General features: G+C 56.2%; 17 protein-coding genes. 16 read left to right on the top strand and 1 reads right to left on the bottom strand.

Annotated features, from left to right (window positions below; translation table 11 throughout):
- The first annotated feature begins 30 nt into the window (after positions 1-30).
- The 4 genes from KJ970_13035 (at position 31) to KJ970_13020 (ending at position 7,385) form a co-directional block, all read left to right on the top strand.
- Positions 31-3,123 carry a sigma 54-interacting transcriptional regulator gene (locus KJ970_13035; GenBank protein ID MBU2691839.1) on the top strand — a complete coding sequence of 1,031 codons (3,093 nt, stop codon included), beginning with the start codon at positions 31-33 and terminating at the stop codon, positions 3,121-3,123.
- A gap of 1,020 nt (positions 3,124-4,143) precedes the next feature.
- On the top strand, positions 4,144-5,040 hold the full coding sequence (locus KJ970_13030; protein MBU2691838.1) for a hypothetical protein: 897 nt from the start codon (positions 4,144-4,146) through the stop codon (positions 5,038-5,040).
- 71 nt (positions 5,041-5,111) lie between these two features.
- Positions 5,112-6,296: a hypothetical protein gene (locus KJ970_13025; GenBank protein MBU2691837.1), complete on the top strand. Its 1,185-nt coding sequence runs from the start codon at positions 5,112-5,114 to the stop codon at positions 6,294-6,296.
- Positions 6,297-6,446: 150 nt separating this feature from the next.
- The gene (locus KJ970_13020) at positions 6,447-7,385 is read left to right on the top strand and encodes a PorV/PorQ family protein (GenBank protein MBU2691836.1); all 939 of its coding nucleotides are present in this window, start codon (positions 6,447-6,449) and stop codon (positions 7,383-7,385) included.
- Here the strand turns inward: KJ970_13020 and KJ970_13015 are convergent.
- A complete protein-coding gene (locus tag KJ970_13015; protein MBU2691835.1) occupies positions 7,372-8,211 on the bottom strand; it encodes a UDP-2,3-diacylglucosamine diphosphatase in 840 nt (279 codons plus the stop codon). The two genes, KJ970_13020 and KJ970_13015, sit on opposite strands and share 14 nt — an antisense overlap.
- A 157-nt stretch (positions 8,212-8,368) precedes the next feature.
- Between KJ970_13015 and KJ970_13010 the strand changes: the two genes are divergently transcribed.
- The 12 genes from KJ970_13010 (at position 8,369) to KJ970_12955 (ending at position 21,004) form a co-directional block, all read left to right on the top strand.
- On the top strand, positions 8,369-8,827 hold the full coding sequence (locus KJ970_13010; GenBank protein MBU2691834.1) for a hypothetical protein: 459 nt from the start codon (positions 8,369-8,371) through the stop codon (positions 8,825-8,827).
- Between the two features lie 30 nt (positions 8,828-8,857).
- The gene (locus KJ970_13005; protein ID MBU2691833.1) at positions 8,858-10,516 is read left to right on the top strand and encodes a trypsin-like peptidase domain-containing protein; all 1,659 of its coding nucleotides are present in this window, start codon (positions 8,858-8,860) and stop codon (positions 10,514-10,516) included.
- Positions 10,517-10,737: 221 nt separating this feature from the next.
- The gene (locus tag KJ970_13000; GenBank protein ID MBU2691832.1) at positions 10,738-11,664 is read left to right on the top strand and encodes a M23 family metallopeptidase; all 927 of its coding nucleotides are present in this window, start codon (positions 10,738-10,740) and stop codon (positions 11,662-11,664) included.
- Positions 11,665-11,692: 28 nt separating this feature from the next.
- Positions 11,693-12,142, top strand: coding sequence for a DUF523 domain-containing protein (locus KJ970_12995; GenBank protein MBU2691831.1), 450 nt, complete (start codon positions 11,693-11,695; stop codon positions 12,140-12,142).
- 3 nt (positions 12,143-12,145) lie between these two features.
- On the top strand, positions 12,146-13,255 hold the full coding sequence (locus KJ970_12990; GenBank protein ID MBU2691830.1) for an N-acetylmuramoyl-L-alanine amidase: 1,110 nt from the start codon (positions 12,146-12,148) through the stop codon (positions 13,253-13,255).
- Between the two features lie 123 nt (positions 13,256-13,378).
- Positions 13,379-14,221 carry an HDOD domain-containing protein gene (locus KJ970_12985; protein MBU2691829.1) on the top strand — a complete coding sequence of 281 codons (843 nt, stop codon included), beginning with the start codon at positions 13,379-13,381 and terminating at the stop codon, positions 14,219-14,221.
- A 110-nt stretch (positions 14,222-14,331) separates the two neighbouring features.
- A complete protein-coding gene (locus KJ970_12980; GenBank protein ID MBU2691828.1) occupies positions 14,332-15,927 on the top strand; it encodes a PAS domain-containing sensor histidine kinase in 1,596 nt (531 codons plus the stop codon).
- 68 nt (positions 15,928-15,995) lie between these two features.
- The gene (locus KJ970_12975; GenBank protein ID MBU2691827.1) at positions 15,996-16,781 is read left to right on the top strand and encodes a MotA/TolQ/ExbB proton channel family protein; all 786 of its coding nucleotides are present in this window, start codon (positions 15,996-15,998) and stop codon (positions 16,779-16,781) included.
- 22 nt (positions 16,782-16,803) lie between these two features.
- Positions 16,804-17,565 carry an OmpA family protein gene (locus KJ970_12970; GenBank protein MBU2691826.1) on the top strand — a complete coding sequence of 254 codons (762 nt, stop codon included), beginning with the start codon at positions 16,804-16,806 and terminating at the stop codon, positions 17,563-17,565.
- 152 nt (positions 17,566-17,717) lie between these two features.
- Complete coding sequence (locus tag KJ970_12965; GenBank protein ID MBU2691825.1) at positions 17,718-18,869, top strand: tetratricopeptide repeat protein; 1,152 nt, start codon at positions 17,718-17,720, stop codon at positions 18,867-18,869.
- Between the two features lie 132 nt (positions 18,870-19,001).
- Entirely contained in the window at positions 19,002-19,643 is a 642-nt protein-coding gene (locus KJ970_12960; protein ID MBU2691824.1) for a TetR/AcrR family transcriptional regulator, read from the top strand.
- On the top strand, positions 19,640-21,004 hold the full coding sequence (locus KJ970_12955; protein MBU2691823.1) for an isochorismate synthase: 1,365 nt from the start codon (positions 19,640-19,642) through the stop codon (positions 21,002-21,004). Before KJ970_12960 ends, KJ970_12955 begins: the two co-directional genes overlap by 4 nt.
- Positions 21,005-21,007 lie beyond the last annotated feature (3 nt).

The raw sequence follows: 21,007 nt of genomic DNA, 5'->3' as shown, positions 1-21,007 counted from the left end.
TGGATGGTTGTTGGAAAGGGTCCCCCCTGCATGGACGAGAAAGGCACCATATTTGGGCCTGGAGAGACTGAAGGCTCCTCCGGCCGGCCGAGCTCTCCGAGCAGCCCTCAACGGGATGTTCGAGAACTGGGTGAGGGCGTCCGGCTTGTACGTTTAGGTGATCTTCATTTCTCAGCCGATCAATTCTCAAACGCCCAGACGTATTATGAGCGTGCTCTCGCCCTCCTGGATTCAACCGAAGAGTTCGATTATCTTACCCAGACCGAATTGAAGATTGCTGAATGTCTCCGCCGCCGGGGCCAGTTGGACAATGCCCTCGTAGCGATCCGCAGGGCTCAGGAATCCCTTGGGGCTTCACCCGATCCGGTTCTTGAAGGAAAAATCTGGGCGCGAGAGGCGCAGATTTGCGTTGTACGCGGCGATTATCAGGGTTCGCTCCGTCTCGGTCTGCAAGCCTACGAGCGTCTCCGCTCCTCGAACGAACATGAGGAACTGGCCGTCCTTGAACATACCCTGGGACGAGCCTACAACCGGCTGGGAGAGGTTGAAAAAGCGCAAGAGGCTTTCAAAAGCGCGCTTTATTCTTTCCGCCGGATCGGCCATCGCGAGGGCGTCGCGAGGTGTTTGAACAATCTTGGATTGTTATTAAAGAACACGCCCCGTTGGAATGAAGCGAAGGATGCCTTTTCACGGGCGTTAACGATTTCCGAAGAACTGGGCCACTATGCGAGGGTGGGGTTCTGTTCGCTGAATCTCGCCATCCTTGAGACCAAGATAGGCGAGTGGGCGCAAGCACAAACACATATTAACAGAGCTTTCACAATCGCAAAGGATATCAACAATCTCGCCTTCCTGACCAAGGTCCATTTGGCCGCCGGATGGTTGCGTCACCGGCTGGGTCAGGCGGCGCAGGCCGAGTATCATTTTGGCGAGGCGCTGACCCTCGCGACACAGCACGCCTTTCATCGTGAACGTCTCCTGGCGATCGAATTTCAATCGGATCTCCATCTTGAGCGCAGCAGTATAAAGGAGGCGGGAGATCTCCTCGTCCCCGCTTTGGCGGATGCAAGAAAGCTGGCGCCAAGGGGCGATATGGTCGCGGAGCTTGCCCATCGCCTTGCGCACGTTGAAGTGGAGCGGGGGAATTTACGCGACGCCTACAGTCTGGCCTGGGAAAGCATTTCCATCAGTCACCATCTGGAATATATGCCCGACATGGGAGCGGGGATGGGCGTTTTGGCGCAGGTTCTGGAACAGAGCGGCGTTCTCGAATCAGCCGGGCGGATCTATGCCGCCGCCGTCGAGATCCTTGAAAATGGTCCCGATATCCTCGAACGGACTATCCTTCAGGTCCGATATGCGAAATTCATCATCCGGTCGGTGCGTCTATTCGGCGCATCCGACGAAGGCCAAGAACTTCACCGGGCCTGGCGGCTGCTCGACGCCGCCTTCCGGGCGATGGAGAAGATGGACCTCTCTCCCAAGTCGGTTGAACTCATGGCGGAAATCGCGAGTCTCGAGGGTGACGCCGGCCGGCTGGCGGGCGCCCTGGAGAAATTGTCCCGCGCCTATCAAGCCGCAGAACGGATCGGGCGCGTCGAACTTGTTGAATCTCTTGAAAAGATCCGGACTCGATTGGAAGAACAATCGGCCGAAGATGCTCTCCTCGATGCGCCCGAATTGCGCGCGGCGGAGGAGTGGAATCTTGTCTGGATGGGATCCTCGGGGTCTGAACGGATCAGCCGCGTCTTGGAATTCGCCCTTGGTCATATCCGCTCGGACCGCGGTTTCCTCGCCTTTTATGATCATGGAAAACCGATGGTCGAAAACGTCTCCGGGCTTCCTCGGAGGACGGCGGAGCAGATTTCACAAAGGATTTGGGAGTATATCCGGCCTGAGGCGGGCCGGCATCTTTGCCTCGCCACCGATCTCACACATGATCCCCGGTTTGTTCAGTATGCCGGCAGCCACTTCGCCGATGTCCGTTCGCTGGTCGCCCTACGTTTGGATATTGCCGGCCAGCATCAGGGGCTTCTCTATCTTGATAGGGGACTGAAGAATCTTCGCGGGTCGTACGGCGATTCCGATGTTCGTCTTCTCTCTCTTGTCGGAAGTTTGGCCTCTATGGCGCTGGCCGACAGGGTAAGGCAACGCGAGACGGCGAATGATCGGGAGAATCACTTCTTCACCGATTTTATCACGCGCGATCCGAAACTCCGCCGCTCTCTGAAGCTGCTGGAGAGGATCCAGTCTTCCGATGTCACTATTCTCCTCATGGGCGAAACGGGAACGGGCAAGGGCCTATTAGCGCGGTGCATTCATGACGCCAATCCAACGAGAAGAGACGGGCCGTTCCTGCAAGTGAATTGCGCGGCGCTGCCCGAAACCCTTCTGGAAAGCGAGCTGTTTGGTTTTGTGAAGGGAGCTTTCACCGGCGCCACTCAATCCCGGAAGGGTCTTTTTGAAGAGGCGGAAGGTGGAACATTGTTCCTGGATGAGGTCGATAAGACGTCACCGACCCTCCAGGCAAAATTGCTGCATGTTCTCGATCAGCGGGAGATTCGTCCTGTCGGGTCGAATAAATGGTCAAAGGTCAACGCGCGTGTTCTATGCGCCACCAATGCGCAGCTTCGCGAATCAATCGAGAAGGGCGAGTTCCTGGAAGATCTCTACTATCGGATGAACGATTTTATCGTGACAATCCCGCCCCTTCGCGACCGGCGGGAGGATATTCCTTTGCTGGTCGAACATTTCTTCCAGCGGTCCGTCGCGGAGATGCACCGCGCCCCTCGCGGCATCTCCCGCAAGCTTCTGCGTCTTTTTATGGATGCGCCCTGGCGGGGGAATGTCCGCGAACTGGAGAAAATGGTCAAGCGCCTTGTCGTTCTGGCGGAAGACGGAGCGGTCATTGCTCCTGATCTGCTTCCCGCTGATTTTATCAATGAGCCGGTTGAACTTTCCGGCGAAGGTCTCAAAGGGGAACTCTCGAGATTGGAACGCCGGGTGATTGAGGGTTGTCTCAGAGAAGTCGATTGGAACCGATCCGAGGCCGCACGACGTCTGAAGATCAGCTATCCAAATCTGCTGAAAAAGATTAAAATTTATAAGATTCGCAAAGGGTAAGCATCAATCCCTCAAATCCGTCTTTTTTTTGTGCCGGCCGATCCTCGCGCCGGCTTTTTGGCAGATCTTTCGATTTTATTCGCTGAGTGACAAATGTGATTATAAATAAAGTTTATTGGTTAACATATTGTTCTACAAAACATTACAGGATCATCTCTAAAATTGGACTATTTCTTTTGTTTTTTTGAGACCGGTATCACGGGACGGGTCCTCATGCCGCGTCTAAGGATCTTTGTAACTTTATGTCATATAAGACGTTGAAGATCCAACGCTTTTACAAATCGTTTTGGCACAATCATCGCTTATGTTAATGAGCGGAGGGGGGACCTCCAGACAGCCGGAACCGAGCCGATTGAAACCTTCCGATCATAACCGAAAATTTCGGTTCTTCGGATCCAGACCTCGCGCGTTTTAGATGTTTCGATCGGCCGGTCAACCGGCTTCAACCGCCGGGCCCCCGGCGGTTTTAAAATAGGTTTTCGGACGATGCCAGGGGCGCCTGGATCCCCGTCTTCCTTTCCGGGGATCATAAAATTCCGCCCGCAATCGCTTCCCTTGGTGTCGTCCCGTTTTGGTGGGCGATTTCAACCGGCGTTGCAGACCAGTACATGGGGGATGTCCAGGCTGTCGTCGGAACTGAAGCGCCCACCAATTTAATTCATCCCCTTTGTTTCAGCCCATTGTGCCGCAGATGCCACGCCCTGTCGCAAGGATCGAATCCTGTGTCACACCATCACCACAACCGCACCATGGGCCATCCTCAATGGGGCCCTTGTATTTACGGCCGCTCCGAACCCTTTTCAGCGCAGATCCAGAGGAGTGGCCGAAGAGCCGTTTCATAACGTTCAGCATGACAATCTACTAACGGGTGTATTCTCATCTCTGAGGCTTGCCGTGAATAAAGGATCATTTTATTGCGAAGATGGTAGAAAGCGGCACGAGGCTTGTATTAGTCAACAGATAGATGCCCGAGGGCGGGCATGACGCCGGCGCCCATGCGGCACACCAGGAGGTACTATCATGAAACGGGTCGGAGAATTCAAAGGGCGTATCTTCAACGAAGGCTCCATGTGGCGGTGGGCCCTGTCGTTCGGACTGATCATCCTCATCTCTTCATTGGCCGGCTGTGACGATTGCGACGATATCATCGTCGATTCATGCGGCGGATGGGAACCGGCGCCGCCCCAAGGAGCGTTCACGGTCACGGGGAATGAAGAGGTTTACATTTATTGGTATCCCAATACCGAGCCGGATCTCCGGGGGTACCGGATCTATCGAAACCCCCGACCGGATGGTCACTACCGGCTCATCGGCGAGGTCGGTTTGAGTGGGAATAGTTGCCCTGATGGGGGCTTCATCTGTTTCATTGATGATCAAGTCGACAACGGGGATACCTGGTATTACGGCATCAAAGCCTACGACCGGGAAGGCCTGGAGAGTGACTTTAACGAAGAGCTTCTCATGGACACACCGCGCCCCGATGGGTCCGTGACGCTTTGGAATGCCATGGTCCGCCCGGGCTCCAGTGGGTTTGATTTCTCGGAATTGGGCGGGCGCGTCGCGTGGGATGATCCCGGCGCCGACATCTTCTTTGAATATACCAGTCAAGGCGGATACCGTATCTATGCGGCGGATGAGGGTCATGATGTACCGACCGATTTGCAGGATGCCGGATATATTGATCCGGACATCATCGGCTGGGCTCCAGCCGACGGCTGGTCCACCAATGGCTGGGTGGAAGCGATCCCGAAACATACCTATGTCATTTGGACCCGCAACGACCGCTACGCCAAAATCTTCATTAATGATATGACGCAGGAGGAAGTCGATCTCTATTGGGCCTATCAGCTCGAGCCCGGGAATCAGGAGTTGAGTCTATCCCCCGGCGTGCAGCGTGCGCCGAAAAGCGCTCCGTGACATCGATGGCCAATCCCGAGTCTGGCGACCGATGCTGCAGCTCGATGCTACAAAGACAGGAGGAGAAAGTCATGAAATCGAAGAATGTGAAACGAAACAATGAGGGAGGCCGGCGTCAGGCGCCGGCAACCAAGCTGGCGGCCATCCTGTCCTTCCCGATTCTTGTGCTCATCCTGGGTTTGATTTGGACTGGAACCTCCCTGGGATCCGATGTCGTCATCTCCGGTGGCGTCGAGGTGGGGGCCTCTCTCGATTGGGGTTCGCCATACGATCCCGACAACATAGAGACGTTCAGCACATCGAGTGTCGATATCCGTGTCATTCCCGATTGGTATGGAGACCGGTGGGAAAATGACAGCAATCCCACCATCACGATCCATGTCCGCCCCTATGAACCGTCGCATCTATTGATCTTCGGGATCACCGAATGGGGTGAGCTGATCCTGCTGTACCCAGCGACTCCGACCGAACGGATATTCTATGAACCGGCGCTGCTCCACATCTCGATGGCCGATCATCCCTGGGTGACCGCGGAGGATATGACGATTTTCGCTGTGAGCGCCCCGTATCCTCTGCTGCCCACCATGCCGAGATATCTGGTTCCGGAACGCTGGTTCCGTTTGGGATACACTTGTTCCACTTATCAACAGAGAGCCCTCCAATTGGGCTTCATCTATGAATGGACCGGGTTCTATTGGGTGATGGGAGACTCCCATGAGACGGCCTGGTATATTTGCAACGATTTCTGGTGGGGCGGCGGGCGCCACCATCAGAGACCGGCGCTCGGCCATAGGGTTTTTCACCCCCTGAGGTATAAACATCCGGTGCGGCATTATCCAAACCGGCCGCGGCCTCCCCACATCCGTCATAGGTCTCGGGAACCATATCAGGATAGACCAGGCCGTGAACGTCCGGGGGATGTGAGGGGACGACCCGACCGGCCCAATCCGGACAAACCGAATCCCGTGCGTATCAGTCCGGAGCGGCCGAAGGAAAAGCCGGAGCGGATTGATGGGAAGCTTCCGCAAAAGAAGCCGGAAAAACAGAAATTAGAGCCGATAAAAGTGGAGAAGAAGAAGCGGGTGACGGTAAAAGATAAGACCCGGATCGAAAAGCCTGCGAAACCAGAAATCAAAAGAGAGGTTCAGAAACCGGAGCCACCTAAGAAAGCGAAGAAACCACAAAAGCAAGAGACACAGAAGAAACCTAAAAAGGACGATAAAAAAGACCAGAAGGGCAAGCCCCGCAGCCGCTGACCGGAAGCCTCCCCATCACCGGAGGGCTCGCCGGTTTGCCGCGCGGGCTCTCCGGGGTCGATTGACCCCTCCGCCTGAAAAGAATTATGCTGGGGCAAGGTGTGAGTCAGCCACTGGCATCCGTTGAATCAAAGGTTTGAGGAGAATTTCATGTCCCGATCGTCCCGCCATTCCATCAGGATCAGAATGATCATTGCCGCATGCTTGGCCCTCTTCTTTCTCGCCGCCGCCGGGTCCACCGGTTGGGCTGAGATGACAGGGATGGCATGGCTGGCCAATCAACCGGATGTCCGTTCCGCCCTTCTCGGCGGTGCGGTGGTATCGAATGTTGCGGATGCTTCCGCGACCCTGTGGAACCCCGCCGGTTTAGCGGGGATCGACGGAGGTGAAGGGCTTGTGACGCATGCCGCGTCCTTTGCCGATATCCGCCGGGAATTCGCCGCCATCGCCAGAAATTACGGATCGGTGGCGCTGGGCGCCCATTTCGAGGGTGTTTGGACCGACGATCTGGACGGATATGATGGCAGCGGTACGTTTGAGGGGAGCTTCGGCTATTACGGGATGGCCGCGGGGTTGGCCGCCGGAATGCCCTTGGGGGATCATTTCCGCGTCGGGGCCGGGGTGAAATATCTGCGCGAAGCGATCGATGTCTATTCGGCCACCGGATGGGCCGTCGATCTGGGAGCGCAGTGGATGGCGGGGACCATGCCCTTGCAGCTGGGCGCGGCGGTCCTTAATCTTGGATCGGATCCGACTTTTATCGACGAATCGTTTCCCATCCCGACGATCTTTCAAGCCGGTGGAAGTTATACATTCCCATTGAATTCGCTCTCCGGCGGTCTCATGGTTTCCGCTGATGTCCGTTCGGCGAAAGATAGGGACACGTCGATACGTTATGGAGTGGAGTATCAGCACCTTCAAATGGTGAGTCTTGGTGTTGGATACCGGACCGCTCTCGACAGCCAGGATCTGAGTTTTGGTTTCACCTTTCACCGGGATCGCGTCGAGCTTCAGTATGCTTTCCTGCCGCAATCAGACAGCCTTCTGGGGGACTCGCATCGGTTCGGCCTGGGCGTCAAGCTCTGGTAGGCGTTTTAATGGGCGGGCTTTCCGGAGCGCAGAGTCTCGATTCTCCCTGAGGATTCCATCGCATGAGACGGAACCGCCCGCCTTCCATCTCCATGTATGTGAAATTCTTTATCCAATCACCCAGAATGATATACTCTTTTTCACCGAGGGGGTCTTTTCTCCTGATGTGGGCCGGAGCATGGACGTGGCCCATGACAACCGCGTCGTAGCCGGCTTCAAAACGGGGCAGCGCGATATCTTGGTACAGCCGGGGCAGTAAGATTTCTCTGACTAATTTATGGCGCCGGCTGATATTTGAAACCCAATGGGCAAAGGGTATGCCGAGATCCGGATGGAGCAAGCGGTAGAGCGCGATGCAGAACCTGTTCTTCAGGATTTTATTCAGCACCCGGTAAAGATTGTCACCCCGCGCTAATCCGTCCCCATGCGCCAGAAAGATCCGGCGGCCCTGAATTTGCCTCTCCACCGGACGATCGAAGACCTCGATCCCGAGTTCCCTCTCGAGATAGGGGCCTACCCAAAAATCGTGGTTCCCACCGAGATAGGTGACGGGGATGCCTTCATCCACCAATGCCGATAAAGCTCGCAAAAAGTGAAAATACCCCTTGGGAATGGCGCGGTGGTACTCGAACCAGAAATCAAAGAGATCGCCCAGCAGGTAGACCTCCGAAACCCGGTGCCGCGCCTGGTGTAAAAGATCAAGCAGCCAGGCGACCCTTTCCGGGACATCGGAAGCCACGCCCAGGTGGAGATCACTGAGGAAAAGGGCTATCCCATTGGACCGGACCGGCTTCGATGAACCTTCTGTCCTCGATTGGTGCGTCATGATGCAACAGCGTAGCAGATCATCAACCGGGGCAAAAGATAAGCACTGGGTATCAATAGAACCGGGATGGGCGTTGTGCTAGGTTTACCGGAAGCGGGAGTAGGCCGTACCCCAGAACCAGTCTTTTGCGTTGCCGTCCGCGATGAAAGGAAGTCTCATGGAAAAGTCCGCGAGTGAAGATAAGCTTGGGGATCGTCTAAAAAGACAAATCCGGGAAATCTACTCTGTTGCCAGCGTGAAAACGGAGGAGTATGCCCGGATCGGGAAAAAGCGGTTGGATATCCTCAGTCTGAGCCGTGATGTCGCCCGCGAAAAGCGCTCACTGGGCGAAAGGGTGTACGAGCTAAGTCAGCGCGATGATACCGAGTCGATTCTCCCGGATGTCACCGTCAAAGCGATTATCGGACGTATCCGGAAATTGGAAGTTGAGATCGGTGAACTGGAGGCTGAGATTTCCAAAATCCGCGAGGAAGCCCGCAAGGCCCGTGAGGAGGAAACGAAGGCCGGTGCCGGCACGCTCCACGAGAAGGGCTCTGATGGGGTGGCGCGCCCCGAGGAAAAGCCGGAAGCATCCACCGCAACCGAGGATGACGACTCCCAACCGGACGGGGTCTGATCTTTCACACATTCTTGAAGAGAGCGTGAAATGAGCCGATTGCCGCTGGGAAGTTACCTTGGAGCGATTTTGTTACTCCTGGCCGCCCTGGGTCTGGGTGTCGGGCTCTTTTGGGGTATCGGCCGTCTCGAATCAGATGCGGCCTCAAACCAGACCCCCATCAAATGGGGGCTGTGGCTTTCGGAAGGCCATGATTCCACCGGACTCGCGGAGAAGACCACACCCCGCGTCGGATTTCCTCTCTTCTCACAAAAACACACACAGCCAGATCAGCGGGAAATGGAATCACCAGTTTGGCCCTCTCCCGATTCGAGAACTTATCCGGATGAAACCGGCATCTCCGAGGCGCCGGGCCGCAGCCCCTTTGTCGCCGTCGCTGAGAAAGTCCTGCCGGCTGTCGTCAATATCGATGCAGAGAGACTTTTCAGACATGGTGATCTGGGCGGATCAGCTGACGACCCGATGCGGCAGCTCTTCCCGGAACTTGAAGGGGAGGAGATTGAAATACCATCGACCGGTTCCGGGTTTCTGATCAGTTCTCAAGGTTATGTCGTGACCAACTTCCATGTTGTCTACGATGCCCAAAATATCTCGGTCACCCTGGCGGATGGGAGCAGCCATGATGCCGAATTGGTGGGCGCCGATCCGCCGTCGGATATCGCCGTTCTAAAAATCGCCGCCGGCCGCGATCTTCCCTATGTTGAACTTGGGAATGCAGAAGATTTGAAAATCGGGGACTGGGTCGCGGCGATTGGGAATCCCTTTGGGAATCTGGAGGGCACGCTCACCGTCGGCGTTGTCAGCGCCAAGGGCCGGAATGAATTGGCGATCGCGGGGGGAAGCCCCGTTTATCAGGATTTCATCCAAACCGACGCCTCGATCAATTTCGGCAACAGCGGCGGCCCCCTGGTCAACACCCGGGGCGAAGTGGTTGGAATCAATACCGCCTTTAATGCGCCGGGCCGAGGGATCAGCTTCGCCATTTCGATGCGGATGGCGGAACGGATTATCAGCGATCTGATCACAAACGGACATGTCATACGCGGTTATCTTGGTGTGACGTTGCAGGCTCTGGATTCCCAACTCGCGGAGGCCTGGGGTCTGGAGGGCAGGACCGGTGTGATCGTTTCGGATGTCATCGACGGAACACCGGCCTCCGATGCCGGCTTCCAGGCCGGCGATGTTCTTCTTCAGTTCGATGGAAAGCCTGTTCTCGATGTCCAGCCCTTTCGATTATTGGTTGCGCAAACACTGGTAGAGAAAAAGGTCGAGGTCATCTTTTGGCGGGACGGGAAAATCGAATCGACGCATGTTGTCCTGGCGGAACGGCCCGATGTTGTCGCGGCTCTTCATCCGACCCAGCCCGAGTCGCAAGAACCGGCTTCGCCGGAATCGACCGGGGACCGCATCTGGGATCTCCTGGGTGTCGCGGTCGATATGGTGGCGGATGGTCCCGGGGGAGAGCGTTCGCTTCAAGTGATACGTCTTCGGATCACCGGACCGGCCTTCCGGGCCGGGATTCGCGAAGGTGATTTTCTGGTCGAAGCGGATAACACTTTCTTAGGGAGTGGGATGGATGACTTGGCCCAGGCCCTGGAGCGGGCGCACCAAGGCGGAAAGGCGATGATTCTCCGAGTTTTCCGCAATGGGGCCTATTCGTATATTGCCATCACACCAGATCAACCCTAATCACGTCTGGTATTAGTGACGATAATAGGTGAGGGGAGATTAATCGCCGATGAAGAGCGACTAATCTCCGGCCACGATGCAGGTTGGGGGAGGCAGCAACCGGCCGGTTGTTTTCTTGACAGGGGTACAGAACCTTGTTAGGTTAACACGCGATGTGCGTTGTTTATGATTCGTGGCAGAGTTGCCCGCCCATGGTGGGTTCACAAGGATGTGGGGGTAGGATGGCCAGAAAGAGCCTGGATATTATCGTTGTCCCTAGCGATGGGAATGCAATCCGCCGTTTTCGTTTACCTGTTTTCTCCGCCTATATACTTAGCATCACCGCCACCGGATTTCTCGGTCTTATCATGTGTGCCGTTGGCATTTATTGGAATGCGCATCAGGTCCACAAAAAGTATACACTGGTTGCCCAGGAAAACACCGTCCTTAACTCCGATCTCGAGATCTTTCAAAAGAGTCTGACCGATTTGGAATGTCGCCTCGACACGACCATCGAAATGGAAAACAAAGCCCGCCTCCTGGCCGGGCTCAATCCGCTCGATGATGAGACGCGCCAATTGGGTATTGGTGGACCTGATCTGGCCTACCGGCATAAGGGAGTTGATAAGGAGCTGGGGAATCAATTGGCCGGTGTCAGCCAGCGGTTAGCCGCCCTCGATCGGCATCTTTCGTTCCAAGAACAAAGTTATGATCTCATCCTCAGCGAGTTGAGAATTCGAACCGAAGAGCTCGATCACATTCCAACGATCAATCCGGTTGTGGGAGAGTTTTATCTTTCCAGCGGTTTCGGGCGCCGTCCCGATCCCTTCACCGGCCGGATGTCGATGCACGAGGGTTTTGATTTTTGTGCCGCACACGGCACACCCTTCCAAGCCGCCGCTCGCGGCCGGGTGATCTTTGCGGGGCGGAGTGGAGACTTCGGCAAGGTCATAAAGATCGATCATGGTAATGGAATCGTCACGATTTTTGGGCATGCCGACAAAATCCTCGTCAAACTCAATGATGAGGTTGAACGGGGCCAGATCATCGGCCATATCGGAGCCACCGGTCGGACGACGGGACCGCACCTGCATTATGAAATCCAGAAGAATGGCTGCCCGGTCAACCCCGCCAAGTATCTCTTGGATGAGGAACGCATCGTCGATTAGGGGGTAAGGGACCCCCTGGAGGTCAGTGGTGGTCCGAACCCTCCTCAGCGCCTGTCTATTGGGAATCCCCTGCCGATATGACGGCGCTTCTTTAAAATGCCCGGCGCTTATCCCATCCAAGAATAATCTTTGGATTCCCGTCTGCCCCGAACAACTCGGTGGCTTATCGACGCCCCGTGAGCCGGCTGACATCCAAGGCGGAGATGGGAATCAGGTGCTCGATGGGGAGACGCTTGTCCTGACCCGGTCGGGACTCGACGTAACCGCCGCCTATATCAGGGGAGCGGAAGCCACTTTAACAATATGCCGGGAACTTTCCATACAGGTTGCGGTTCTAAAAGCTCGAAGCCCTTCTTGCGGCTGCCGGCGTATCTACCGCGGGGGGGACCTCGTTTCAGGGGTTGGAGTGACGACGGCTTTGCTGCTTCGCAACGGGGTCAGTGTGCAGAACGAAGAAGAATTCGCCGGGCTGGATTGAGTCATGAGACGTCTGATTCGTTTGTCACTGATACTTCAAATCGTTCTGTGCGGCGCCGGTCATGCCGTTCTTAACGTCGAGCAGATTCGGACGGGTGTGACCGAAGGCCGCGTTCGGGTTGTGATCGATCTGTCCGAAGCTCCCAAGTACCGTATCTGGACTCCCGACGATCCCCACCGCATCGCGATCAATATAGCGAACTCCGTTTTCAACAATAATGTAAAACCAATCGCTCTGGATGATGACCTGGTTCAGCGCATCCGCTTGAACTCCCTTTCGGGTCCCAAAGCCCAGATTGTCCTCGATTTGAGCCGCGAGGCGCGTTTCGAGGTCTTTACCCTTCCTCCTGAGGGCGGGAAGGGGTACCGGCTGGTCTGTGATGTCTATCGGAGCGGGAAGGGGACGCTCCCCGTGGGACGGCCCTGGATCGTCGTTCTCGATCCAGGTCATGGCGGGCAAGATCCCGGGGCGACCACGCGTGAGGGAGACCGCGAATCGGAAATCGTTCTGGATGTCGCCAAACGGGTCAAAAGCCTTCTCGATGCCAAATCCGGCATCAAGACCTATTTGACCCGCGATAAAAATCATGCGATGGGTCTTCGGTCCAGAATCCAGAAAGCGCAAGACGTTGAGGCCGACGTTTTCATCAGCATTCATGTCAATGCGGCAAAGGCCCGGCAGGCTCACGGGGTAGAGGTCTTTTTCCTGAGCCTCAAAGGGGCGACCGATGAGGCCTCGAGAGAACTAGCCCTCCTGGAGAACCAGGCCGATTATGAGATTGATGCTCCCATCGATGAATCGGTCCGGGATTTGCCATTTTCTTTTGATCTGATTCAATCTGATACTATATTGCGTTCCAGTCTGTTAGCCGAATCACTTCTGAAATCCGTTGAGGCGGAGGGATTGGCCGCCAGTCGCGGCGTCAAGCAGGCTCGGTTTGTCGTCCTTAAGTCGTATCATATCCCATCCGCCCTGGTGGAATTGGGATTTATCTCCAACTCCAGCGATTGCCATCGGCTTCGCCAGCCATCCCACCGGCAGTTGCTGGCCAAAACCCTCTTCGATGGGATCATCGGTTACCACGAAAAATATGCTCCACAGCGGGTTGACTGATCCCTCTCAGTTTTCAAGGAAGCCTCATGACGTCCCGATAGATAGGGCAACGGCTCGAAAGCCGGCAGGGCTTTAACGCCCCTCATTCATCCAAAATATTCTGTGGCGAAGGAGGCTGTTTCAATGATTCACAAGCGGCTGAATGTGGTGGAGAATATTCCCACTTTGCCTGAAATCCTGACCAAGGTCATGACGATGGTGGATGATCCTGATGCGTCCGCCTACGATATCGCGAATGTCATTTCCAAGGATCCCAGCCTGGTTTCTACCATCTTGAAGGTCGTGAATTCACCATTCTACGGACTGAGCCGCAAAGTCTCTTCCGTTGGACAGGGTGTGATTTTTCTGGGATTCAGGGCCATCAGGAATCTGGTTTTCAGTGCGCAACTTCTGAAGACCTTTGGCGGCCCCGGGAGAAATCGGCGGTTTAATAGGAAGGCTTTGTGGAAGCACGCCATCGCCACTGGCGCAGCAGCCAAGCAACTGGCCCTTCGCGTGGAAGCCGACCCCGAGACAGCCTTTCTAACCGGCCTCATGCACGATCTGGGTTGTATTGTTCTCGATCAGTACTTCCCAGAAGAGTTTGGCGCTGTGCTCGATCTCCTGGATGAAAAGGAGATCTCATTGATTGAGGCGGAATGCCAAATTGTCGGAATCGATCACGCCGAAATAGGCCGCCTCATCTGCCGGAAGTGGAATTTCCCGGAAGCGATGGCGGATGCGATCGGAAACCATCACCAGCCGGAAAAGGCCGTTGTCGACAAGCTGGGAACCTGTGTGATTCATGTCGCCGATCACATTGCCCGCACCCTGGGATTGGATAGTGGATTGGGTCGCTCCGGAAATCAGCTTAGTCCAGAGGCCCTTTTACTCCTCGATCTTGAAGATCCGGTGCCCAGTGAAATTCTAGAGCAAGCGCTTACGGAATATGAACGCGCAAACATTTTTGTGGGACTCATTACTTGAAATCGCGCCGCCCGACAGGTCCGCGGGAAATCCGAAAGGTCGCGGGATCCATATCTCCCCAGGCTCATAAAGACGTGAGGATGCTGCCCGCTGCGAATTCTTCAGAGGAGTTGCCGATCTCATTGCTGATTCAGGGGATTCTCTCCAAGAGGTCCCGGCGGGAAGAGCTCTCCTCGACCCTGGCTCCGGCCGTCCGGACGATTCTTGGCTCAGATGAGCCGGCCCTTATCACGGTTTTTGCCCGCCAGCTTCATGACGACTCCTATCAGGCGGTCTCTATCTGGCCGGGTAGCGGCTACGCCCCGGATGGATTGAGCGCATCATCGTCGCCGTTCGGCATCGGAATGGATGTTCCCACCGGTCATGCCTTGCCGCGTCTGCCGGCCCTGCCGCTTGTCGCGGCCTCATGGCGGAAGGAAGCCTCTATTCAGTGGATGGATCATGACAACCTGTCATTGCTGATCCCGGCTCACGGATTCAAGGATCTCTGCGGTTTTCTGGAAATAGTCCCGGTACAAATGGATCTGATTCTCACCCCGCTGCAGTCCGATAACCTGCTTCTCGTGGGGCAAGCCGCGGGACTCTGTCTCGAACGGGATATGGACACGATTCGTTCGACGTTGAGAGAAGACGCCCTTCAGGCTCAGATTGGATTTTTGAACCGCTTCGCTGATCGCCTCTCCGATGGAATTCTCATTATCTCGGATGACGGCGTTCTCTTGCACCTCAACCGATCCGCGGAACGTCTCACCGGTCTCCTCGGTATTAATACGGTCGGTCTGGAGATATCGCACATTCTTCCCGCGCCGGCGGCGAGGGCGATTCAGGTGGCCAAAGATGAACTGGTGAAGCGAGGCCACACGATCCCCCGCACCGTCGATTTTGACACGAGCCAGGGACCGATGCGCTGGCAGATCGATGTCGAACTCATTCGGGCGGGAAGAGAGGTCACTTCCTGCGTCGCCACGCTCCGCGATCTCCATCACCGGCAATACCTCTCCAAGCTGCTGGAAGTGGACCGGCTGAAGAACGATTTTCTAAGCACCTTGTCACATGAGCTGAGAACACCCATCACAACCCTCAGGGGATATGCCTGGCTGCTGCACCAGGAAAGAGACAAATTACCTGAACATTTAAGGGATGCGGTTTCCTCTATGGAGCAGGAAACGGTCGGGTTGTGCGGCATGGTGGAGAACCTCCTCTTTCTTGCCGACCCTGAACAACCCCTGCCCGCCGATGCCGATCCGATCCCGCTGGGAACTGTCATCGGCGACGTGATTCAGGAGTATAACGGTTGGGTTGGGAAGAGGGGCATAACGATCGAAAGCGACATCGCTGAAGATCCTCTATTTGTTAACGGTGAAACCGAGCGGCTCCGGCTGATGGTGATCAATATCATCGACAATGCGGTCAAGTTCAGTCCGGATGGAAGCCTCATTAAGATTTCCTGGCGAAGGGTGGATGGTGGCAACGGCGAGCTGCGGGTGGAGGATCAGGGGCCGGGGATGACCACGCTTGCGGGAACCGCGGCCTTCGATCCGTTCCAGCAGGGCGGGGATGCGCTTGTCGGAAAGCCGCCGGGATTGGGTCTGGGGCTGGCGATTGTCCGGCGGGTTGTTGAGGAGCTTTCCGGGCGGATTGAAACACAGGCGGGAGCCGACGGCGGCACTCGGATGAATCTGATCCTGCCGCTGGCCGGTGATTAGGGATTGTTGAAGAGGATTGTCGATGAGGATCTTCGATTCATGAATCAAGAGGTGAGGAAGGGACAACGATGGATATAGCCACAGTTATCGGCATCTGTTTGGGGATTTTTCTTATCGGGGGCTCTATCGCCATCGGACCCAGTCCCATCGCTTTTGCCAACGCGCCGTCCGCCATGATTGTCATCGGTGGCACGATTGCCGCCACTCTGATACGGTTTCCCCTCGCATCGGTTCTTCGCACTTCGAGCGTGGCAAAAAATGCATTTTTGTATAAGGCTCAAGCGCCGGATGTATTGATAAAGACAATCGTCTCGCTGGCCGAGAAGGCGCGGCGGGAATCGTTTTTGGCGCTGGAGGATGAAAAAGTCGATGATGCTTTCCTGGCCCGCGGAATCCAATTTTGCGTTGATGGAACCGAGCCCGATGTTGTCGCCAATCTCATGGTGACCGAAATGAATCAGGTCATTGGACGCCATCAAAACGGACAGAAGATCCTAAAGGGCATGGGCGCCGCAGCTCCGGCTTTTGGGATGATCGGCACCTTGATCGGACTGGTCCAAATGCTTGTTAAAATGGATGATCCCAGCAAGATCGGTCCGTCGATGGCCGTGGCCATTCTCACCACATTTTATGGCGCCTTCATGGCCAACCTCCTCTTTCTCCCCATGGCCGACAAATTGGCCGGACGAACGGCGGAAGAGATGTTAAACCGCCAGATCATTATCCACGGGATCCAATCGATCCTCTCCGGTCATCATCCCCGTGTCATTGAAGCCGGTCTCCTCGGGTATATGGATCCCAAAAGCCGGGAATTGATGAGTCGGGAAAGGAACGAAATGAAGGCTGCCGCTTAAAAAGCAAAGCGAGGGAAACAGCGTGTCACCAATGCCCGACAATGGTCCTCCCAAGGAAGAACCGGAAGAAGGGGCGCCGGAATGGATGGTAACATTCGGTGACATGATGAGTCTTCTCATGGTTTTCTTCATTCTTATCGTTTCTTTCTCCACGATGGATGTCATAAAGTACCGGGCCCTGGTCGGCAGTTTGAAAACGGCATTCGGCGCCAAGGAAGCCAGCTTCATGGCGGGCAAGACAGGGAGTCCGAACTTTATCAATGTCGCTCCGACGAGGAAAAATTCAGATGCCGAGGAGAGAGCGGAGACCGAGGAGAAGGCCAAGAGTGACGTCAAATCGATGGGGATGGAGGATGATGTGGAGGTGAGGCAAACCGAACAGGGCGTGGCTCTGCGCGTGAAGGGTAACATCCTCTTTGATGTCGGGAACGCTTCATTGCGGACGGAAGCCAATGAACTGCTCGGCAAAATCGCTGTCATCCTGAAGAAACATCCCAATACCGTTCTTGTGGAAGGCCACACGGATAATGTCCCGATCTCAACGGCGCTCTTCAAATCCAACTGGGAATTGTCGGCCGCGCGCGCCGCATCCGTCGTTCGGTACCTTATCGAAAGGGAGGGGATGGCTCCCACCCACCTAGGCGTCATGGGATTGTCTGATACGCGGCCTGTTGCTTCCAATTATACGCCCGAGGGGCGCTCCCGGAACCGGCGGGTTGATTTTGTCCTCTCCAATGTCCCTCCGGCTGGAGATATCTCGTCCTCTGAAATTACCTACCAATGAGCTTTCTCGTGGTAAGATTATGATATCGATCCCACCCTTCAGAGCCCGGCTCGTGGGGTCGGCCGTCGATTCACTGTTGGTGAAAATCCACACCGGCGTGAAGGCAGGCCGGCGTGAAGGCAGGCCGGCGAGTACCAGAGGATGATGCGTTTATGACCGCCCTTTTCCCGATCCTCTCCCTTTTCCTGGCCTTCTCCACGGCCACGTCGACGCCGCCGGACTCCGTCGATGCATGGCTGCAGCGCGCCCAGAACGCCGTGGCCTGCGGAGATTGGAATGGGAGTGTCATCTGGTACGGCCGCGTCATCGAGACCGATTCCCTCTCGGCGGAAGCGTATCGAGGCCTCGGGCAAACCTATCTTTTCATGGGGATCCCAAGGGAAGCCCGCCGTTTCCTGAGCCGCTCATTAGAATTGGCGGATGTGTGGGAGACGCGTCTCGCATTGGGAAAACTTTCCTTTGAAATGGAGGAGCGGGAGGCCGCGCAGGCTCATTTGGAGGCTGTGATCAAGGAACAACCCCGCTCCACAGAGGCATTGGGACTTCTGGGTGAACTGGCTCTCGAGGCGGATGACTTTCAGACGGCGCAGTTCTATTTCCGTCAGATTCTCTTAATTGAGGGAGAGACAGAGAAGACCCTGACCGATCTGGGTGTCGTTGCACAAAGGGCGGGTGAAACACGGCAGGCGATTGAATTCTTCCGCCTGGCCGCAAAGATCTCTCCGATGAGCTTGTCCGCTCATTACAACCTCGCCATCGCCCAGGCCCAGGCCGGTAATTTTCATGAGGCCCTTCTTGCTGTCAATAACGCCTTGGAGATTCAGCCTGATGACCTGGCCTGTCTTCGGTTTCTCGGGGTTCTCTATTTTGAGCAAGATGTTTGTGAGGAGGCGATCGAGGCATTTCAGAAGGTTCTGTTTCAGGATCCGCTTGATCTCGAAGTACGCATCGGTTTGGCAAGCTGCCACCACGCGCTGGGGGATTATGACGAGGCGATTTTAGAGCTGCGCACGATCGTGACCCTCGACGAGACGAACTACGATATCCTGCTATTGTTAAGCAATATACTTCAAGAAAAGGGCGATTACGAAGAGGCGGCCCATTATTCCGCTCGTGCGGTTCGCCTGGCGCCGGACCGACCCGATGCCTATTATCTTCTCGGACTGGCCCATCAAAAATTGGGACGGCAAAAGGAGGCGACCGAAGCCTTCCAGACGCTTGAAGAACTCCGGGAGAGAGATCGTGGCATGGCGGCCGGCGACTCACTCAGCGGAACCCCTCCTTCTGACGGATCGCCCCGCTAACCATTCCACACACCTTGGTCTTGACAGCCGTCGGCGGGCCCGTCTAGATTTTTAATAGACTGACCAGTCGGTATTTCATGCCGCTGCCGGGGATTTCAAGCCCGGTCATCCGAGGTTGGGAGGGGATATCTGATGCCGCGGCAGGCGGGACGTTCGGCACAACAAACACGGGCGATCATTCTTGATGCGGCAGCTGAAGTTCTTGCCCGGCAAGGATATGAGGCCGCCCGGGTTGATGACATCGCCCGCCGTTCCGGCGTATCAAAGGGGGCCTTCTACTTCCATTTCCCCAGCAAGGAAGAGATGGCCCTGGGACTCGTGGATCAACTCTCCGAGAGATTGATCCAAAAGGTTCAGCGGATGGTCGAACCCCAGCCCCCATCGCGGGCGAGGCTGGGGGCGGCGATTCAAGCCCTTCTGGAAACCTTCGCCCGCAAGCGCGCCTTGGGGCATCTCCTTCTCGTCAACATCGTCGGCCAGGGCCGGGTGATGGATCGAAAGTTCCTGCCGATCCGCGAGAAATTCATTCTCTTTATCCGGGCGGAATTGGTGGGGGCGGCTGAAGCGGGGGAGCTGCCGCGGGATCTGGATCTGGATCTGACGGCGCGCGCCTGGCTGGGCGCCCTTCATGAAACGATCCTTCATTGGCTACTGGCCGCCCATCCAACACCGCTCGCATCACAGGGGAAAGCCCTGCAGAACCTCCTTTTTTATGGGATTGGAAGGGCTCTCCCGGGTTGTGATGATAAAGAGACGGGCAGAGGGTCGCCATGAATCGGGAATCGGTTAAAAACGGACGGTGGCATCTCATCTCTCGCACGGAGAGCCTGGATTCCGAATCCGATCCATTTGAGGCGTTTGAAAAGGCGCGATTGAGAGGTGAACCGTCCTTTTTCTGGATGCACCCATCAGACGGATTATGGATGGTGGGCGAGGGCGTTCCCCGGAAGGAGCTCCAGCCGCGCCCCTGCATCATCAGCACGGCGGCGGAAACCCATCGCCACTGGATGCAGAATCTGAGATTGGATCCTGCCGGCCGGCCGGGAGTGGGGCCGGTTCTATTCGGCGCCTTTCGCTTCCGTTCGGATCACCCCGTGGGAATTCCCTGGACCGGCTTGACGCCCGATCCTTTTATTTTTTGCCCGCTTCAAATGATAAAGATGAACGGCGCTGTTTCGAGAATCGTTACAACGGCCGCCGACGGACCGCTGGCGGAGGATCTTAATGTTAAAGACTCCGACTCCCCCTCGACCCGCTCGTTCTCGGAACCTCCCGCGCCAAGACTGATTGAGGCTGAAGGAATGTCTTATGGCGGATGGGTCGAGGGGGTTCAGCGTATTCTCGGTGAGGTCGGGAAGGGACGGGTGGAGAAGACGACCCTGGCGCGTTATCTCCATCTCCGATTTTCCGGATCCTGGAATTGCGCCGGAATCCTCCGGCGTCTCAGCGCCTCGTATCCCGATTGCCGGATCTTTGCCATTGCGGAGAAAGGCGCCTGCTTTCTCGGCGCGACACCCGAACTGCTGATGGAACAAAAGGGTGGAAGAATCCAATCCGTTTGTCTGGCCGGATCGGCGCCGCGGAGCACGGATGCCGGGACCGACACCGAGGCCGGGCGCGCCCTTTTGGGGGACCGCAAGGAAAGGCGTGAACACGAGATTGTCGTGCGCTGGATTGCCGAGCGGCTGAAGGGGAAAACGTCATCCCTAAGCTGGGACCGGGAACCCCGGTTGCGGCGATTGCGCGCTGTTCAGCATCTCCAAACCGTTTTTGAAGGGGCCGTGGCGCCGGGAGGGCATCTTCTGGACCTGGTCTCGGCGATCCATCCGACACCGGCCGTCGGTGGTGTGCCGCTGAACCGGGCTTTGGAGCTTTCCGGCGATATCGAAATGTTCGATCGCGGGTTGTATGCCGGCCCGATCGGATGGATTGACGGCCGGGGCGATGGGGAGGTTGCATTGGGAATCCGTTCCGCCTTGATCCGGGGAGAGGATGTGCATCTCTTCGCTGGGGCCGGTATTGTGAAGGGTTCAGATCCGGAAAGGGAATGGCGGGAGGTGTCGCTGAAGTTTGCGCCGCTGCTCGGGGCTCTGCAACTGCCGCCGGATACGGTGTCAGGGGTAGGAATGGAGTGATCG

The sequence above is a fragment of the Candidatus Eisenbacteria bacterium genome, from assembly GCA_018831195.1.
Lineage (GTDB): Bacteria > Eisenbacteria > RBG-16-71-46 > CAIMUX01 > JAHJDP01 > JAHJDP01.
This window is presented reverse-complemented; position numbering and strand designations above follow the sequence as displayed.

What these genes read in the sequence shown, in the direction of transcription:
- KJ970_12955 (MBU2691823.1), top strand. Translation starts at nt 19,640, where the DNA reads ATGAATCGGGAATCGGTTAAAAACGGACGGTGGCATCTCATCTCTCGC.
- KJ970_12960 (MBU2691824.1), top strand. Translation starts at nt 19,002, where the DNA reads ATGCCGCGGCAGGCGGGACGTTCGGCACAACAAACACGGGCGATCATT.
- KJ970_13005 (MBU2691833.1), top strand. Translation starts at nt 8,858, where the DNA reads ATGAGCCGATTGCCGCTGGGAAGTTACCTTGGAGCGATTTTGTTACTC.
- KJ970_13025 (MBU2691837.1), top strand. Translation starts at nt 5,112, where the DNA reads ATGAAATCGAAGAATGTGAAACGAAACAATGAGGGAGGCCGGCGTCAG.
- KJ970_13035 (MBU2691839.1), top strand. Translation starts at nt 31, where the DNA reads ATGGACGAGAAAGGCACCATATTTGGGCCTGGAGAGACTGAAGGCTCC.
- KJ970_12965 (MBU2691825.1), top strand. Translation starts at nt 17,718, where the DNA reads ATGACCGCCCTTTTCCCGATCCTCTCCCTTTTCCTGGCCTTCTCCACG.
- KJ970_12975 (MBU2691827.1), top strand. Translation starts at nt 15,996, where the DNA reads ATGGATATAGCCACAGTTATCGGCATCTGTTTGGGGATTTTTCTTATC.
- KJ970_12990 (MBU2691830.1), top strand. Translation starts at nt 12,146, where the DNA reads ATGAGACGTCTGATTCGTTTGTCACTGATACTTCAAATCGTTCTGTGC.
- KJ970_13015 (MBU2691835.1), bottom strand. Translation starts at nt 8,211, where the DNA reads ATGACGCACCAATCGAGGACAGAAGGTTCATCGAAGCCGGTCCGGTCC.
- KJ970_13020 (MBU2691836.1), top strand. Translation starts at nt 6,447, where the DNA reads ATGTCCCGATCGTCCCGCCATTCCATCAGGATCAGAATGATCATTGCC.
- KJ970_13000 (MBU2691832.1), top strand. Translation starts at nt 10,738, where the DNA reads ATGGCCAGAAAGAGCCTGGATATTATCGTTGTCCCTAGCGATGGGAAT.
- KJ970_12985 (MBU2691829.1), top strand. Translation starts at nt 13,379, where the DNA reads ATGATTCACAAGCGGCTGAATGTGGTGGAGAATATTCCCACTTTGCCT.
- KJ970_13030 (MBU2691838.1), top strand. Translation starts at nt 4,144, where the DNA reads ATGAAACGGGTCGGAGAATTCAAAGGGCGTATCTTCAACGAAGGCTCC.
- KJ970_13010 (MBU2691834.1), top strand. Translation starts at nt 8,369, where the DNA reads ATGGAAAAGTCCGCGAGTGAAGATAAGCTTGGGGATCGTCTAAAAAGA.